The organism is Metabacillus endolithicus (assembly GCF_023078335.1).
GTDB lineage: Bacteria > Bacillota > Bacilli > Bacillales > Bacillaceae > Metabacillus > Metabacillus endolithicus.
Genome location: NZ_CP095550.1, coordinates 3658075 through 3674408, shown reverse-complemented (window position 1 = coordinate 3674408; position 16334 = coordinate 3658075). Strand labels below are relative to the sequence as shown.

Sequence of the window (16334 nt, the reverse complement as noted above, 5' to 3'; positions counted from 1 at the left end):
AGTGCATAATCGAATTTATAGTCAGAGTTATTTGTAAACTCATATTAGTTGTTATCAACGTAAACCTCCCCATAACGTACTCGGGGTATACGCTGAGTTAAATTTTTGAAATAATTATGGTGAATTGTTACTTTTAACTTTTCCCTGTCAGTCGTTTTGCTGTCACTCGATCCTATTAACATCACTTTATCATGATCTTCAAACTTGTTATACGATATAGTCACATAATTTGAACCGTTTGTTACATCTAACAATCCATCGTGCTGTTGGTAGGTACGGCCAAAATATTCTCCAAATGACACGTCTGTGTGTTCTCCGTCAGTAAATGTATTATGTTCAATCCATACGTTTTCAGTTCCATTAGTGATCGATACATTATCATACTCAGAATTCCACTCACCATATGTTCCATCTGTTGGGTCCCACTGTGGAAAGAGTTCACGCGGTGCTTCGAACTCAATGTTGCGAATAATAATGTTCTCCACTCTACTTAAGATAAGACTTCCCCCAATTATCTTGGCATCATTACCAATTCCGATAATAGATGTATTTGAACCAACATTTATGACAATTTGTTCTTTTTATTTTTTTGAGCTTCAGCACGTGCATTTTCAAGGTGCTGAAGGATCTAATTCTAGTTTTATCTTAAGTGGGCGATTTTCAGATACTGATTTTACTATTTTCTGTTCTAGCTCTTCAGTTGGAATAATTTCTTGTACACCTTGAGAGTAAATACTGAGCTGTCTCTTTACTTCTTGTAATTGTTCTTGGGTTAAATTCGTTATTAATTCACTCATAATGATTCCTCCTATTTTTTGTAAACAAAAAACCACATCCCCAAAAAGGGACGTGGTTGACTTTTTCACGCGTTACCACCCTTATTGAAGAATAAATAATATTCTTCCACTCAACGATTAACGGTTCGTCCGTTCTTTGCTACGTTTGTAACAAAAAAAGCTCAAGGAATGTAATTCGTGGCTATCTATGTGTCGATTCACACCAGCCATCGACTCTCTGCAAACAAGGAGATAACTACTACTCAGGTTTCCTCTCATCACTTATTGAATATTCACTTTTAAAATCCATTTTCTCTAATCACTCTTCTTAATAACTTAGCAAGCAGGATTTTCTCTGATACATCAGACTCGATACTATATCAACCTCTCCTGAATGAAATCGTGGATAGAACTCCTCAATGACTTGCTTTCCCTTATCAGTTAGTAAAACAAAGGTATTTCTTCGATCTCTGTGATCACCTTTTCAGTAACAAAGATCCTTTTTCTCTAATGTGTTTGTAATATTACTTATTGTTGCTTTTGAAACTCCTGCTGATTCAGCTAGTTTTTTTGTTTCAAGAGAGCCACCAATCCACAAATCATATAGAATCGTAAATGAGGTCCAAGATAATCCGTATTGAGACAGAACTTCTTGTTCCATTTTATTTCTTACCCCTTGAGCTACCCTATATATATTTGTCACAACAGCAATTGCATCTAAATTAAGTGAATCCAATGGCAGTTTTGTTAATTGACTAATTGTCTCAACCTCTTCAGGAGTAATTCTCCATCTTCGTTATTTATATGAATGTCAAATACCTACTTGGTTATTGATTTTTATAATCGTTAGCTACGAAACGTTTTTATCAAAAAATAGAGTAAATGACAATGAATAATTAATTGCCATAAACCCAACAAAAAGTATCCAAAGATTTTTATTTGTGGATATTTCGTTTTATCAATTATGATTGGAGCAGTTGAAACAATGATAGCGGGGTTTGCAGTAAATCAGCTACTAAATATTCCCCATCGTATTATCGTCAATCTTTAATCAATAGAGTAGTAGTCTTTCAAAAATAAAACGAAAGCATTGACAAAAGATAAATTAAGATCGTTTTCAAAGTAATACGCCCAATCATTTCTTAGCAAATATGTGCCGTCCTTGTGTGTTAGAGGGAGAGTGTGTAATTGCTCCTTATCCATATCGTTGTTAATCAGATACTCTGGAACAATTCCATAACCAAGTCCCATTAAAACCATTTCTTTACAGGTTTCTACCTTATCGACCTCCATGGAAATGAGTGGGGGTCGGCTAAAATTTTCCTGCCACCAATTTTCATCAGTAATTTTAGCGCTAGATTCCATAGTGAATTTTATTCTTGGAAGATCAGGCAATTCATTTAATTCAATTGGATCTTTTGAAATTAAGCAAATCCTATTTTGTTCAAGTAACATTTTTGGATACTTTTCATCCACATTACCGCTTGCAATATAAATGTGATTCAATTCATGAAACATGCTTTCTAAGATGAATGAGGTCGGCCCAGTCTGAATCTTAAATTTAATATTTGGGTGAAGATTGTGAAAGCGTTTTAAAATAGTAGGTAACTTATAACGTGCAAAATTGCTTGAAGCACTAATGCGTAGCTCACCACTAATAGTTTCATTAATATCATGAAGTTGATCTTGTAATTTAATATAATTATTCTTCATTTTCTGGGCATATTGGACAAGATACTCACCTTCTGCTGTAAACTTAATAAACTTTTTTCCACGAATAAAAATAGTGATTTTGAATTGTTTTTCTAGCTGGTTAATTCTGTAGCTTAAAGCAGGTTGTGAAATGTAAAGCTTTTGTGAGGCTTTTGATAAATTCTTTTCATGATAAATGGTTGTCAGTATGTCCCAATCCTTATTATCCAATCCTTACCTCCTCCTAATCTATTGATTAACCTCAATTATAGAATTTTTTTAAGTAAAATGAAGAAATTTTATATTTTACTTATTAGTTAAATTCAATGTATCATTTTTATAACACTAAAGAAACAATATTCTTAATTTTCCGAAATGTTTTTTGGTGTATTCATCATTAAATATGTATGTAAATAGGGGGATAGTTTGAATTAAATGTAAGCGTTTTCTGTTGTTCTGTGATTGATATTTAAAAAGAGGGGTGTTTTTTATGGCTAGAAGAAATGTACTCAAGCTTTTTATCATCTCATTGGTTATAAGTTTAATTGTGGGTTGTAGTGGAAATTCCCAAACGGGTTCAAACTCAACAGAATCTGGTACTGACAAATCAAATTCAGGTTCTAAAAATGTTGAATATCCAACTAAAAAAATTAGCTTAATTCTTCCAAACTCACCAGGTGGAGGAGGAGATATCTTTTACAGAGCATTTGCAAAAGTAGCAGAAAAATATATTGATCAACCTATCGTGATAGAAAATAAAACAGGTGGTTCCGGTTCACTTGCCATCAATGAGATGATGAATCGGGATGCAGATGGATATACCATTCTTGGAATAAGCCAAACTGAAGCCTATGCATTTGCACATGGTGTAATTCCAAATAAAATGGAAGATATTCAGCCTATATCCTCTATTGCCGCTGGAAGAGATGCTTTATTTACCTTAGAGAAATCGTTTAAAACTTACGATGAATTTAAGACATTTGGTATTGAGAATCCAGGTGAGATGAAGATTGTTTCAGTCGGCACATTCAATGATAATCATGTTTCTGGTATGACCATACTTCAGGAGGCTGGAATCGATGGGCAATATATTCCTTATGACAATCCAGGTTTAGCAGATAAAGCTATCCTAAGTGGAGATGCCCATGTTGCAGTAGCTAGTGTATCGGCTGTTGCTAGTTTGGTTCAGGAAGGCTCACATACCCTATTAGCTGTCGGTGGTAATGAAGGTTTAGAATTATTTCCTAATGTTCCAACATTTAAAGAATTAGGTCTGGATATTGAGGGGTTTGATTATCGCGGGTTCGCTGTAAAACCGGGTACACCTCAAGAGGTTATTGATCAATTTAATGATCTTGTATCTAAGGTGATAAAAGATCCAGAATGGCAGGAGTATTTGAGTAATTCCGGACAAGAGGATTATTTTAATCAAGGCTCCGAGTTTGAAGCTATTTTTAAAGAAAGCTATGAAAATGGTAAAGCTATGTTCGAAATATTTGAAAACTAGTAATAAGTTTTATAAGAACAGGGATATAGACTTCAATCCCTGTTCCAAAATTTCCTTTAATTTGAGGTGATATCCATGAGTTACAAATTAGCAACTTATATCTCGCTACTTTTTATTGTTGGGTTGGGGATTTTGTTCTTTGTACTTTCTTTTAGCTTCACTTCTACTTTATCAAAGTATGTAGGACCAGCGACCTTTCCTCAAATATTAAGTTTTCTTATTGTCGTTTTTAGCGTGGTCAGTTTTATTACAACGAAAAAACAGAAACATGACCAAAAGATTGAACTCCCTAATTTCAGAATAATAGCAAGAACCGTTGGTGTTATCCTACTGTTTATTTTAGCTTGGGAGTTCATAGGTTTATTTTATATTTTTTCAACAATTTTTGTATTCTCACTACTTTACTATTACAACAACGCGAAACATTCTCGAAAAAAAGTTTTGTTCACACTTTTAATTTCTGTAAGCTTAGTTATCTTTGTATATGTTGTATTTGAGCTATTTTTAAAGATTTCTTTTTAATTTCATTGAGAGGTGTGTATAATGGAATTTTTTTCTTTGACTTATCCATGCTGTTAACTTGGGAAAATTTATTTGCTGTTATATTTGGTGTCATTGTTGGTTTATTCTTCGGGGCTGTACCTGGATTAGGGCCACCAATCGCAATAAATTCTTCTAATTCCTATTACGTTTACGATGTCTCCAGTAGCCGCTATTTTAATGCTAGTTGCTGTTTATCAAGCAGCAGAATATGGAAATTCGATTTCAGCTATCATTATGGGGATTCCTGGATCTGCAGCTTCTGTCGTGACAGTATTTGACGGTCATGCTATGGCAAAACAAGGATTTCCTGGAAAGGCATTAGGTTATTCTTTAACTGCATCTTTGGTAGGTGGAATTATTGGATGTATATTTTTGATTTTTCTTGCCAAGCCATTATCAGTTCTAGCTCTTCAATTTTCTGACCCTGAAATGTTTCTAATCACAATACTAGCTTTAGTATGTGTTAGTAGCTTAGCATCGAAAGATTTGCCTAAAAGCGTTCTATCACTTCTATTAGGTTTGCTACTAAGTACAGTTGGAGTTGATCTTTTAACAGGTCTTCCACGCTATACCTTTGGCAGCGCAAATCTAATTGATGGATTTAATTTTATAGCCTTGTTGATTGGTATGTTTGCAATTACTGAGGTCTTCAATATGATCTCAACCCAATTAAACACACGTTATGTTTCAGATAAAAAAAATCTTAAAGCATCTGTTTCGTTAAAGGAATTTTTTGCTGTTCGAAGTTATTTGATCAGAGGTTCTCTAATTGGAACTATTGTAGGCATTATTCCCGGCTTGGTGCAAGTGCTGCGTCTTGGATTTCTTATATGGATGCAAAACGCAGTTCAAAACACCCTGAAAAATTTGGAAAGGGCTATCCGGGGGGCTTAGCAGTTTCAGATTCAGCCAATAATGCAGCTGTTGGAGGAGCTCTAATACCACTTATAGCAATTGGCATACCTGGTTCTGCTACGATGGCTATTATCATGGGGGCCTTTATTATTCATGGACTTCAACCAGGACCAAGAATTTTTGTTGAAAACATGGATTTGTTGGCTGCTATGTTTTGGGGCTTTCTTAGCAACCTGTATCTTTATGTATTTTATTGGTAAATACTCTACTTCTCTTATGGCTAGGATTTTAACTGCCCCTAACTATGTTCTAGTGACTTGTATACTATTTGTATCGCTAATCGGTGTATATGCTTCTAAAGGAAACAGCTTTGACCTATGGCTTGCTTTAATCGTGGGGATAATTGTCTTTTTCCTTAATAAGCTGGATTTTGCGGCACCACTCTTTGTACTCGCCTTTATTTTTGGTCCTATGACAGAGGATTACTTTCGAAGATCATTGATGCTGTCAAAAGGGGAATATAACGTATTTTATACCGGACCTACAGCTCTTATTTTGATTTGTTTGATTCTGTTAGTTTTTGGATTTTCCACTTATCGATCATGGAAAAATAATTCAAAGCCAACAGACAGTAGTGTAGAAAAAGGAGAGAATATTCAATGACAATTGGATATGAATTTATCATGGAGTTGCACGCTAAAATAGGTAAACCCTATGTGATTGGTGATGTTCCTCAGGGTTATAGGCGAGTAATCCCCATAGTTGGTGGTACCTTTAAAGGTCCTGAATTAAAAGGAGATGTGTTACCTGGAGGAGCAGATTGGAATCTTAAACGTCCAGATGGTACTGGAGAATTATATGCACGCTATACTATTCAAGAAAAAGATGGAACGATGATATCTGTATTAAATCAAGGAGCGATTTCTCTTACTTCAGACATTATCGAAAGACAACGAAGTGGAGAAATTATTGACCCATCTGAGTATTACGTCAGGACTACACCTAGTTTCGAGGTTTCAACAGATAGCAGGCTAAATTGGTTAAATCACTCAACTTTTATTGGTACAAAAAGCAAGCATCCCCAAGGTGGTGTTTTACTACATTTCTACCGTATTGTATAGAGTTTCAACCGGGAAAGGAGAACCAAATACAATGAAATTGACGATAGAGAAAGATATTATGGTACCTATGCGGGATAACGTAAGCCTTGCAACGGATATCTATAGACCTGATACAAATGAACCTTTACCTACCTTAATCCGAAGGTTGCCTTATAATAAAAACTCAACTAAATATATATCGAGTCCAGAAATCTTAAAGATTGTTCAAGCGGGTTATATTTATGTCGTTCAAGACGTTCGAGGTACGGCTTCTTCTGAAGGTGAATTCATCCCGTTTTTTCAGGAGCCGGAGGATGGAGAAGATTTGATAAATTGGGTTAGACAGCAGCCATGGTGTAATGGAAAAATTGGTATGATTGGCAGGTCCTATCATGGCGCAACTCAATTATTTGCTGCTCAGAAACAACCTGATGGACTTTGTGTGATGATAACTGAGGTAACCCCAGCAGATGCATTTGAAGGTCTTACCTATAGAGGAGGAGCACTCCAACTAGCTGGGGCAACAGGATGGGCAACAAGAATGTTCAATAATCATGTCTTAAGTCGATATGTTAAACAAGATAAGAATAAAATAGCATTTGATGTTGATTCGCTTCCTCTCGTGAATACGCCACTCGCAAAGGCATGGAAAGTTTACAAAGATTGGCTGAACCATCCTAGTTATGATGATTATTGGAAAACAGCTGCAATAAGAGAACATTATGATAAAGTAACAGTGCCTGTCCTGCATATAGGTGGATGGTACGATATTTTTTTAAATGGGACACTTGATAATTATCAGGGGATTACAAAAAGAGGTGGCAGCCAAATAGTACTCGTCAAAACCAAAGATTAGTTATCGGCCCATGGACACATCGGGTAAAAACGGGTGTATTTCCAGAGAGAACCTATGGTAGCCACGCTAACAGGGATGCATTTATTACTCAGCTACATCTGGATTGGTTTGATCGATGGTTAAAGGGAAAAGATTTCTCTAATGAACCAGAAAAGCCTGTAAAAATTTTCGTTATGGGTATTGATTCTTGGAGAGATGAAGAAGACTGGCCTCTTCCTGATACGAAGTATAAGAAATACTATCTTCGAAGTAATGGGAAGGCCAATACTGCTAATGGCGATGGAAACCTGTCTTTACAACCACCTGAAAATGAACCTGAAGATACTTATAGATATGATCCTTCATATCCTGTTCCTACCTTTGGTGGAGCATTGCAGCACCTTGAATGTAGAGCCGAAACAGAAGCAAGCACAGTAATCCTTCCAGCTGAATATAGTGCTGGCCCACGTGATCAGCTGATAGTAGAGAAGAGAAAAGATGTTTTATGCTACACAACCAACCCGTTAGAAGCTTCTCTTGAAGTCACTGGACCTATTCAATTAGTCCTTTATATTTCTTCTTCTGCTGTGGATACTGATTTTACCGGAAAGCTTGTGGATGTGTACCCTGATGGTAGAGCTGAAATTTTGTCAGAGGGAATACTCAGGACACGCTACCGTGATTCGATGTCTGATCCTGAACTAATGGAACCTAATAAGAAGTATAAATTAGTAATTAATATTGGGGCCACTTCAAATGTATTTAGGGTAGGCCATCGTATTAGACTGGAGGTATCAAGCAGCAATTTTCCACTCTATGATCGGAATAGCAATACAGGTGGAGTAATAGCTGAAGAAAGTTCAACCGATTTCATAGTTGCAGAAAATAAAGTTTTTCACAACCAAGAATTCCCTTCACATTTGATTCTGCCTATTATTGATAGGGAATAGCAGCGATATATATTCACTAAGTAAAAAACCCTTGGAATGACCAAGGGTTTTTGTATGTGTTCACTAAAAAGTCCTAAATCCATATCTTTTTGCCGATGGATTGAAGTTTCCAATTATATAATATCTAAAAATGTTTAATAGATTTCTACCTAATAGATAATTAATTCGTCCCTACCTTTTGTAACTTCTTCTTCTTTTCACTTATTATTTCTACTTTCTTTGATTCTTCTTTGTTCGCTTTTAATTTACCTGCAAAAATAACTCCAGCTACGATAACTAATTCAAATCCATATTTAATGAAAGGATTTGTGAAAAATTCTTTTAGAAAAGGTTCCCCTACTATCATTTTTGATGCTGTCCAAGCTAAGATTGCTGATCCAATCGTGATAATAATTGGAAAACGTTCAATCCATTTTAATATTAGAGTACTTCCCCACATCACAACAGGTACAGATATTAGTAGTCCAATGATTACTAGAGTAATATTTCCATGTGCAGCACCTGCTACAGCTAATACATTGTCTAATCCCATTAATGCATCTGCAATAATCACTGTTCTAATGGCAAATTTCAAAATTATCACCTGCTTTAACATCTTCATGTCCCTCTTCTTCAACTAGTAACTTATATGCGATTATAACTAAGAGGAGACCTCCTACTAAATGTAATCCTGGTATGTTCAAAAGCCATACTACTGCCAGAGTTGCAATTGTACGAATAATAATTGCGCCTATTGAGCCCCACAAAATTACTTTCTTTTGTTGATGGCTAGGTAAATTTCTTGCTGCAAGTCCTATTAGAATGGCATTATCTCCTGCCAAGACCAAATCAATAGCAATAATCATAAGAAGTGCTGTTAAAAACTCCATTTCCATGACTTATTCCTCCCTTTTTTATAAAAATAAAGAGACCTTTGCCTATAATTTAGGCAAAGGTCTCGCTAAGCATAATTTTATGCCAACAAAGCCGATGGAGTTTATCCATGTAATGACGACTTTGTTTCAGGATATACCTGACGCTACTCCCCTTTACGAGAGATGTCTTTTTTTATTTACAGAGCCATTGCACCTGTGGCTATTGCAACAATAATCATCACAACAGAACCAAGTAATATCCAAGGTAATGTATACTTCTGTAATTTTCCTAAATCTGTTTTTATTAACTCAATTAGTACCCATAATGGAGCTGAAGTAGGTCCAATTAAATGAATCGTTTGACCAATTACTGATGCTCTTGCTACATCGATTGGTTCAATTCCATATTGTGCACCAGCCTCAGCAAGAACTGGCAAAGCTCCAAAGAAAAACGCATCATTTGACATTAAGAAACTTAAAGGAAGACCTATTAAAGAAACAATGATTGTATAGTAATCTCCGAATGCTGGAGGAATGATAGAAACTAAATCCCCAGCCATATGATCTACCATTTTAGTTCCTTGTAATATACCTGTAAAAATACCAGCACCTAATACTAATGAAACAACTGGAATTGCGTTTGGCGCATGTTCCTTAATTACTTTTTTCTGTGCTTCAATATTTGGATAATTAATAACTAATGCTATAGCAAAGCCAATGATAAATAATAAATATAGTTCTACAACATCTAGTATTAAAACAAACATGATGGCTAATGTTAAGAATAAATTGAACCAAAGCTTCCAAGTGGAACCTTTCGTTGTTGTTTCTACAGTAGCAGCAAGCTCATTTTGATACTGCTGAATTACTTCCATTCCCAATCTTTTTCTTTCTCGAAGTCCGAGTATATATGCGATAATAAGTGTTGCAATAGCTCCACCCACCATAACTGGTAACATTGGAATAAAGTATTCGTTTGCATTTAATCCTAATACACTGATTGCTCTTGTTGCTGAACCACCCCATGGTGTACTACCAGCAATAATTCCTAGAGCCATAATAGAAACGGTTGCTAATATAAGAGGATTCATTCCTAAACGTCTATAAACTGGCAGCATTGCAGAACAGATAATCATGTACGTAGTTGTACCGTCACCATCAAGAGCAACAAGTAACGCAAGTACCGCTGTCCCCATCGCAATTTTTACCGGGTCTCCTTTTGCTACCTTTAAGATAGCGTTACTAACAGGATCAAATAATCCTGCATCCATCATGATACCAAAGTATAAGATGGCGAATAATAGAAGTACCGCTGTATCAGAAGTTAGTAAAACTCCTTCCATCATCATTTCGCCAAGCTGCGGACCAAAACCGCCAATTAAAGCGAATATAATAGGTACAAATATAATTGCTGTAAATGCGATTAATCGTTTTGTCATTACTAAATATGTGAAAACTGCAATTGTCAAAAATCCTAGAATTGATAACAATTTTATACCCCCTAACCTTCATTGAATTCGCTTTCAATAGTTCCTAAAATAGACCTGCTAATAAGCACAGATCTATTTAATTAACATTTTCTTTTGCATTTAAATTTTTTAAATGATTTATTGCCTCATAAAGAAAATCTTCTTTTCCAAAGCTTCCAGATTTAAGTACGATAAACATATCCCGACCAAGAGCTAAGCCAGAAGGTACTCCTGTTGCAATTTCTTCCAACACATAGTTCCCTTTAATTCCAAGCTTTCTACTGACTGTACCTGAAGTATCTCCACCGGCTACCACTAGTCTCTTTAAATCTAAGTCCTTTACAATTTGCTCTGTTATTTCAGCTAAAGCAGCAGATACCATCTTACTGATAACAAGCGGGTCTATGTTCTGCTTGGAGCCAATTTCTTTGGTTTCCTTTACTGTATTTGCATCATTATCAGCAAGAACTAATACGTCTTTCCCCTGCTTTAAGATACTTTTGGCTTCTTCTGCAAGAAGGGAAATTTCTTTCTCTCGTACCTCCGGGTCAAATACTTTTCTCGAATCAAAAATGATTGAAGGAACACCATTAGAAATTAAATAGGCTGTTTGCGCTCTCGTTTGAGGTGTTAAACTACCTGAAACAACCAATACGCCTTGATTATCATTAATCTCTACAGTTTGAATAGGGTTTTCTACAAGCTCTTTATCCAGGAATTTTGGCAATTCCTCGGCAATCGCCGAACTTCCCGCCAGTACCTTTATCTCCTTAACAGCCTCCGCTATCACAGATAAATCTTCCTGTGTTTCAGCATCAACAATGCAGTAGTTATATCCTGTTTTTTTCACTTCAGCTATTTTATTTTTTAAGAATGATGCTCCACTTCTGACAACGGACAGTTCAACAGAAGTCACTTTTCTTGATGTTTGCTTCGATAAAATAGATACAAGATTCGATTCTGTCATTGGGTGAACCGGGTCATTTGCAAACTCTGAATCTTCAAGAAGTTTATCGTGAACTGTATGAATTCCATCAACTGTTTTCCTTCCATTTTTAGGGAATGCCAGAATAACAACACAAAAATCTTCATTTAATGCATCAAGCATCGCATCAAATTCTTCTCCAATGTTTCCACGAAACACAGAGCATGTTTTATTAAAATAGATTGAACAATTCAAATCCATTAGTGATTTAGTAGCTTTATAAACCCTGTTGTAACTTACACTTGGCGGGTCTAGTCTGCTGTCAGTATCAACAATGACAACATCTGAATCATTATTTAATTTTAAGTCGTCTTCAAATGTTACGACCTTTGTGGTGTATTGATTTTTTCTAAACATAATTCCAATATCATTTGCACCTGTTGTATCATCTGCAACAACGCCAATTAAGTTAATCAAGATTCCTTCCTCTTTTCTATTACGTAGTTTCTAAATGTTGGAGTTTTGATAATAAAGATTTAATCGCTGTCTCACCACTAGACAATATAGGAACCGAAATCTCTCCCACAGAACCTAGTGCTCTAACCATTGATAACTGAGCAATGACGATAACATCACACACTTTAGCCAGTTCATGAATTTTTTCTTGTATTAACATGTCGTGCCTCTGACTATCACCATTCTTCATTGCCTCTGATGCTTCGATGATCGTTTCTGTAACGATTTCAATTTCTTTCTGCTTATTATTAGCGATTTCTTTTATTAATTTAGTTGTTGTAGGTCCAGCAGCAGCAACAGTTGCAATCACACCTATTTTTTCGCCAATTGTGACTGCTTTTTCTAACATAGCCATATCAACACTTACAACAGGAAAATCAAACAAGCTTTCAATCTGTGGAACAAATGGTGTAAAAGAAGAGCATGAAAGAGCCACACCATCTACCCCAGATTCTTCTGCTTTTTCAATAAGTTTTATGATCCTGCGAACCAACTTTCCAGTTACTTTCCCCTCTCTATTGACTGCATCAAGGAGTTCTTTATCTATAAAGTTTTGGTAGTTAACATTGGGAGCAAATTCATCAATCGCATTCTCCATAGCAATAACGCTGTTAGGAGTTGCATGAATTAATCCAATCTTTCTTCCCATTTTTAAAATCACTCCTTATATGAAAAGCTTTCACCCTAATTTCTTCCTTGGTTTATATCGAGAATCTTCCAGGAAACTTGTTACAACATGTTCAGGAATGTGGTTTAATTTAACGCCACTTTCTTTTGCCTTTAAGATCATACGACAAGCCATTTCTAAAGTTTCAAGCCTCATAATTGCTTCAGACATGGAGTCATCATATACAACAACACCATGATTTTTAAGGATTATAATATTTGCTTTTGTAGCTTGTTCAGTAACTGCATCTCCGAGTTCTTGAGTCCCTGGATGAAAATAATCAACATATGCAATATTTTCTAAGTAATACATGGTTTCAACAAAAAGCTCTGAATGAATCTTTTCGTTGCTACAGGCAAAAAGGGTTGTATAAAAAGGTGATGAATGTAAAACTGCTTTCACATCTTTTCTCATGCGATAAATCCCAGTATGCATTGGAGTTTCTTTAGATGCTTTACGCGTTCCTTCATATTTACCAGTTTCAATCTCGCAAGTAACAAAATCATCTTCTTTTAAATCAGCCATATAGGTGCCAGAAGCCGTGATGAGCATGTGATCCTCATCAGATTTAGCACTAATGTTTCCTGAGGTACCCCAAGCAAGTTGATTAGCTTTCAAATATTTTCCTGCTTCAATGAGTTCCTTTTTCACATTCATAAAAAAACTCCCTTTTCTGTTACAGATCCAAGCTCAACAATTATAGATATGATTTGAACTTGGATCCTCCAATTAATTTAATACTGCACTTTTAATGCGATCGACAATTGCTTCTGCAAATTCTGATGTGGATGCACTTCCACCTAAATCACCAGTTTTCACGCCATCTTCAAGTGTTTTGTTGATACCGTTTTCAACAAGCTTACCTAATTCAGATAATTTTTGATCATTATGTCTTTCACTTAACCAATCCATTAGCATAACTGTTGAAAGCATAATCCCAATAGGGTTTGCAATATTTCTTCCAGCAATATCAGGAGCAGATCCATGAGCAGCTTGTGCCATTGCCTGGTTTTCGTTCGTATTGATTGATGGAGCCAATCCTAAACTTCCAACTAACTCACCAGCTAAATCTGATAAAATATCTCCAAACATATTTTCTGTCACAATAACATCAAAATCTTTTGCTCTACGAACTAAGTGAGCTGTCATTGCGTCGATATGATAATCATCAACAGTAACTTCTGGATATTGTTGAGCTACTTCTAGACATACTCTCTTAAACAACCCTGTACCTAATTTGATTACATTTGCTTTGTGAACAATTGTCACTTTTTTGCGACGCTGCATAGCCATTTTAAAGGCTGCGTGAGCAATTCTTTCTACAGCCTTTCTAGTAAATACACCAGTAGAAACAACAACATCTTCAGTGATTTGCCACTCACCTGTACCAACATACATATTACGATCTGTATAAAAACCTTCTGTGTTTTCGCGATAGATAACTAAGTCTGCTTCTCCAACAACACTCTTTGTACCAGGCATTGTTTTAGCTGGTCTTACATTTGCATAAAGGTCTAATGTATGACGAAGCTCACCACTTGGATTACGTTTTGCTTTGTGCTCCTCTGGGTAAGCTGCAGAATCGTGTGGACCCATAATCCATCCATCACATTGTAAAAGAGCTTCTTTTGTTACTTGTGGAGTAGGGTCATTATACTTATCAATTGCTTCCCAACCCATTGGTAAATCTGTCCAGTTGAATTTAACATCTAATTTTTCTGCAGCAGCTTTGAAAACATCAACTGTAGCGCTTACAATTTCAGGACCAATTCCGTCCCCAGATAGTACACCTAACTTATAACTTTTCATTTATAAACACCCTTTCTTAACTATTAATGAAATAAATAATGGCCTGAGTTCAATTTAAGTTGGAATTGAATTGAACTATGCTTATAATGTATTATATTTTTAGAAATTAATAAAATATTGTTTTTTGATGTAATACCATTAAATTTTTCTATCGAAAGGAAGTAATCATGGAAAAAAAGATTGGATAATTCTCCAAACGGTTCATGAAGAAAAGAATATTACGAAAGCGGCTGACCGTCTTTTTATGTCACAACCAACTCTTACCTATCGACTCCAGCAAATTGAAAAAGAATATGATATTAAACTTCTCTATAGAGGAAGAAGGGGCGTTGAATTCACCGAACAAGGAGAATTCCTTGTCAAATATGCTGATAAAATGTTAACTCAATTAAGAGATATGGAAGAAGCACTATGGAATTTAGGAGATAATGTTCGTGGAACCCTTAGACTAAGTGTAGCTAGAGCCATTGCCCTTTATCAATTACCAAAAATATTAAGATTATTTAGTCAGCAGCATCCACAGGTGGATTTCAATATTAATACAGGCTTAATTTAGATTTAATTCAATCAATCTATAAACAAGATTCCCACATTGGAATTGTTAGAGGTGATCATCATTGGCCTTATGAAAAAGAAATCATTTCAGAGGAAAATATCTGCATCATCTCTAATAGTGAGATCGATATAAAAGATTTACCGACAATGCGTAGAATTTGCTACAATACTGATCCAGCACTGAATATGGTGATAGACAACTGGTGGAAAGATAATTATTCTACCCCTCCATTAGTTACTATGAATGTAGATAATATGGAAATTGCAAAAAGAATGGCTACTAATGACCTAGGTTATTCCATTGTTCCAAGTATTATACTTGAAGAACACGACAAACTTTTTAAGATGAACTTAACGAACCATAATGGCGAAAATATTAAATGGACGACTTGGATTCTCTATCGAAAGGAATTTCTAACTCTTTCGATGGTTAAAGAATTTGTTGATTTTATCACGGATTATTTCGATGAAAATAAGTGTAACCTCTCTACTTAAAGTGAGGTATAGAAAAATCCTATGGCAATCCATAGGATTTACTTATTTTATACACATCAATAGATAGCATTATAATAAAGATAGTAATTAATAATCTTATAGGGGGAAAAACTATGGAAGAATTATTCTCATCATTTCAAAACATTCCAACTACATGTATTTCTGATGTGTTTGAAGGTCTTAATAATCTAGACCCATCTATTAAGCCTTTAAAAGAAGATTATAAGTTCGCAGGAAGAGCCTTGACTGTAAAAATGCCTGTCGGCGACAATCTAGTTGTATTAAAGGCTATAAGAGAAGCCAAACCAGGTGATGTCATCATTATTGATGCTAAAGGAGATCAATATCGAGCAATTGCTGGTGACTTTGTTGTAGGAATGGCTAAAACTCTTGGTGTAAGCGCTATAGTTGTAGATGGCGTCATTAGAGATATTACTGGAATTAAAAACCTAAACTTCCCTGTATTTTGCAAAGGAACAGCTGTTGCTGCAAGCGGAAAGGCCGGTGTTGGTGAAATCAATGTACCTATTTCTTGTGGTGGAACAGCCATTCAACCTGGGGACATAGTAGTAGGTGATGCTGACGGGGTTGTGGTGATCCCGCAATCAATGGGACAAGAAGTGTTAGAAAAATCACGCGAAAAACTGAAAAAAGATGAGCAAAGAGAGCAAGATGTATCTGGGAATGTAGAAGCAATTAAAAAATACCTTGATAATATGTTATCTAAATAGGATTTCTTAGGAAGGGGATTGTCCCTTCCTTTTCTTATTCAAAAAATTGGAGGAG

At 35.6% G+C, this 16334-nt stretch carries 18 protein-coding genes, 2 pseudogenes, 1 riboswitch and 1 other annotated feature; of the genes and pseudogenes, 10 read left to right on the top strand and 10 right to left on the bottom strand.

Features of this window, described 5'->3' with window-relative positions:
- Positions 1 to 44: 44 nt before the first annotated feature.
- From MVE64_RS18865 to MVE64_RS18850, 4 genes are all read right to left on the bottom strand, one after another.
- A complete protein-coding gene (locus MVE64_RS18865) occupies positions 45 to 566 on the bottom strand; it encodes a pectate lyase family protein (protein WP_281730508.1) in 522 nt (173 codons plus the stop codon).
- Between the two features lie 45 nt (positions 567 to 611).
- A complete protein-coding gene (locus tag MVE64_RS18860; RefSeq protein ID WP_247340252.1) occupies positions 612 to 797 on the bottom strand; it encodes a hypothetical protein in 186 nt (61 codons plus the stop codon).
- A 43-nt stretch (positions 798 to 840) separates the two neighbouring features.
- Positions 841 to 1064, bottom strand: a binding site (T-box leader).
- A gap of 196 nt (positions 1065 to 1260) precedes the next feature.
- Positions 1261 to 1437: a MarR family transcriptional regulator gene (locus MVE64_RS18855; protein ID WP_247340250.1), complete on the bottom strand. Its 177-nt coding sequence runs from the start codon at positions 1435 to 1437 to the stop codon at positions 1261 to 1263.
- Between the two features lie 386 nt (positions 1438 to 1823).
- Positions 1824 to 2699, bottom strand: coding sequence for a LysR family transcriptional regulator (locus tag MVE64_RS18850; RefSeq protein ID WP_247340248.1), 876 nt, complete (start codon positions 2697 to 2699; stop codon positions 1824 to 1826).
- A gap of 259 nt (positions 2700 to 2958) precedes the next feature.
- Between MVE64_RS18850 and MVE64_RS18845 the strand changes: the two genes are divergently transcribed.
- From MVE64_RS18845 to MVE64_RS18815, 7 genes and pseudogenes are all read left to right on the top strand, one after another.
- Positions 2959 to 3975 (top strand): tripartite tricarboxylate transporter substrate binding protein, encoded by a 1017-nt coding sequence (locus MVE64_RS18845; protein WP_247340247.1) that lies wholly within the window; start codon positions 2959 to 2961, stop codon positions 3973 to 3975.
- Between the two features lie 75 nt (positions 3976 to 4050).
- Positions 4051 to 4497, top strand: a complete 447-nt coding sequence (locus MVE64_RS28190; RefSeq protein ID WP_379052708.1) for a tripartite tricarboxylate transporter TctB family protein — start codon at positions 4051 to 4053, stop codon at positions 4495 to 4497.
- Positions 4498 to 4671: 174 nt separating this feature from the next.
- Positions 4672 to 5633 (top strand): annotated as a pseudogene (locus tag MVE64_RS18840) (tripartite tricarboxylate transporter permease).
- On the top strand, positions 5617 to 6036 hold the full coding sequence (locus MVE64_RS18830) for a tripartite tricarboxylate transporter permease (protein WP_425593969.1): 420 nt from the start codon (positions 5617 to 5619) through the stop codon (positions 6034 to 6036). The pseudogene MVE64_RS18840 and the gene MVE64_RS18830 overlap by 17 nt, the downstream one beginning before the upstream one ends.
- Positions 6033 to 6494, top strand: a complete 462-nt coding sequence (locus MVE64_RS18825) for a DUF3237 domain-containing protein (RefSeq protein WP_247340243.1) — start codon at positions 6033 to 6035, stop codon at positions 6492 to 6494. The genes MVE64_RS18830 and MVE64_RS18825 overlap by 4 nt, the downstream gene beginning before the upstream one ends.
- A gap of 31 nt (positions 6495 to 6525) precedes the next feature.
- Entirely contained in the window at positions 6526 to 7329 is an 804-nt protein-coding gene (locus MVE64_RS18820; protein ID WP_247340242.1) for a CocE/NonD family hydrolase, read from the top strand.
- Between the two features lie 2 nt (positions 7330 to 7331).
- A complete protein-coding gene (locus MVE64_RS18815) occupies positions 7332 to 8258 on the top strand; it encodes a CocE/NonD family hydrolase (protein ID WP_247347154.1) in 927 nt (308 codons plus the stop codon).
- Positions 8259 to 8418: 160 nt separating this feature from the next.
- On the opposite strand, the pseudogene MVE64_RS18810 reads toward MVE64_RS18815, so the two are convergent.
- The 6 genes and pseudogenes from MVE64_RS18810 to MVE64_RS18785 form a co-directional block, all read right to left on the bottom strand.
- Positions 8419 to 9127 (bottom strand): annotated as a pseudogene (locus MVE64_RS18810) (TerC family protein).
- Between the two features lie 73 nt (positions 9128 to 9200).
- Positions 9201 to 9297: riboswitch (yybP-ykoY riboswitch) on the bottom strand.
- A gap of 12 nt (positions 9298 to 9309) precedes the next feature.
- Positions 9310 to 10602, bottom strand: coding sequence for a CitMHS family transporter (locus tag MVE64_RS18805; protein WP_247340241.1), 1293 nt, complete (start codon positions 10600 to 10602; stop codon positions 9310 to 9312).
- A gap of 76 nt (positions 10603 to 10678) precedes the next feature.
- Positions 10679 to 11983, bottom strand: a complete 1305-nt coding sequence (locus MVE64_RS18800; protein ID WP_247340240.1) for a four-carbon acid sugar kinase family protein — start codon at positions 11981 to 11983, stop codon at positions 10679 to 10681.
- Between the two features lie 19 nt (positions 11984 to 12002).
- Positions 12003 to 12671 (bottom strand): aspartate/glutamate racemase family protein, encoded by a 669-nt coding sequence (locus MVE64_RS18795; protein ID WP_247340239.1) that lies wholly within the window; start codon positions 12669 to 12671, stop codon positions 12003 to 12005.
- Positions 12672 to 12701: 30 nt separating this feature from the next.
- Positions 12702 to 13346, bottom strand: coding sequence for a class II aldolase/adducin family protein (locus MVE64_RS18790; RefSeq protein ID WP_247340238.1), 645 nt, complete (start codon positions 13344 to 13346; stop codon positions 12702 to 12704).
- A gap of 72 nt (positions 13347 to 13418) precedes the next feature.
- A complete protein-coding gene (locus tag MVE64_RS18785) occupies positions 13419 to 14498 on the bottom strand; it encodes an isocitrate/isopropylmalate dehydrogenase family protein (RefSeq protein ID WP_247340236.1) in 1080 nt (359 codons plus the stop codon).
- Between the two features lie 244 nt (positions 14499 to 14742).
- Here MVE64_RS18785 and MVE64_RS27475 point away from each other — a divergent pair, with 244 nt between their 5' ends.
- The 3 genes from MVE64_RS27475 (at position 14743) to MVE64_RS18775 (ending at position 16279) form a co-directional block, all read left to right on the top strand.
- The gene (locus tag MVE64_RS27475; RefSeq protein ID WP_281730390.1) at positions 14743 to 15054 is read left to right on the top strand and encodes a LysR family transcriptional regulator; all 312 of its coding nucleotides are present in this window, start codon (positions 14743 to 14745) and stop codon (positions 15052 to 15054) included.
- 5 nt (positions 15055 to 15059) lie between these two features.
- Positions 15060 to 15548 (top strand): LysR substrate-binding domain-containing protein, encoded by a 489-nt coding sequence (locus tag MVE64_RS27470; protein ID WP_345740839.1) that lies wholly within the window; start codon positions 15060 to 15062, stop codon positions 15546 to 15548.
- Positions 15549 to 15661: 113 nt separating this feature from the next.
- Positions 15662 to 16279, top strand: coding sequence for an RraA family protein (locus MVE64_RS18775; protein ID WP_247340234.1), 618 nt, complete (start codon positions 15662 to 15664; stop codon positions 16277 to 16279).
- The last annotated feature ends 55 nt before the right edge of the window (positions 16280 to 16334 follow it).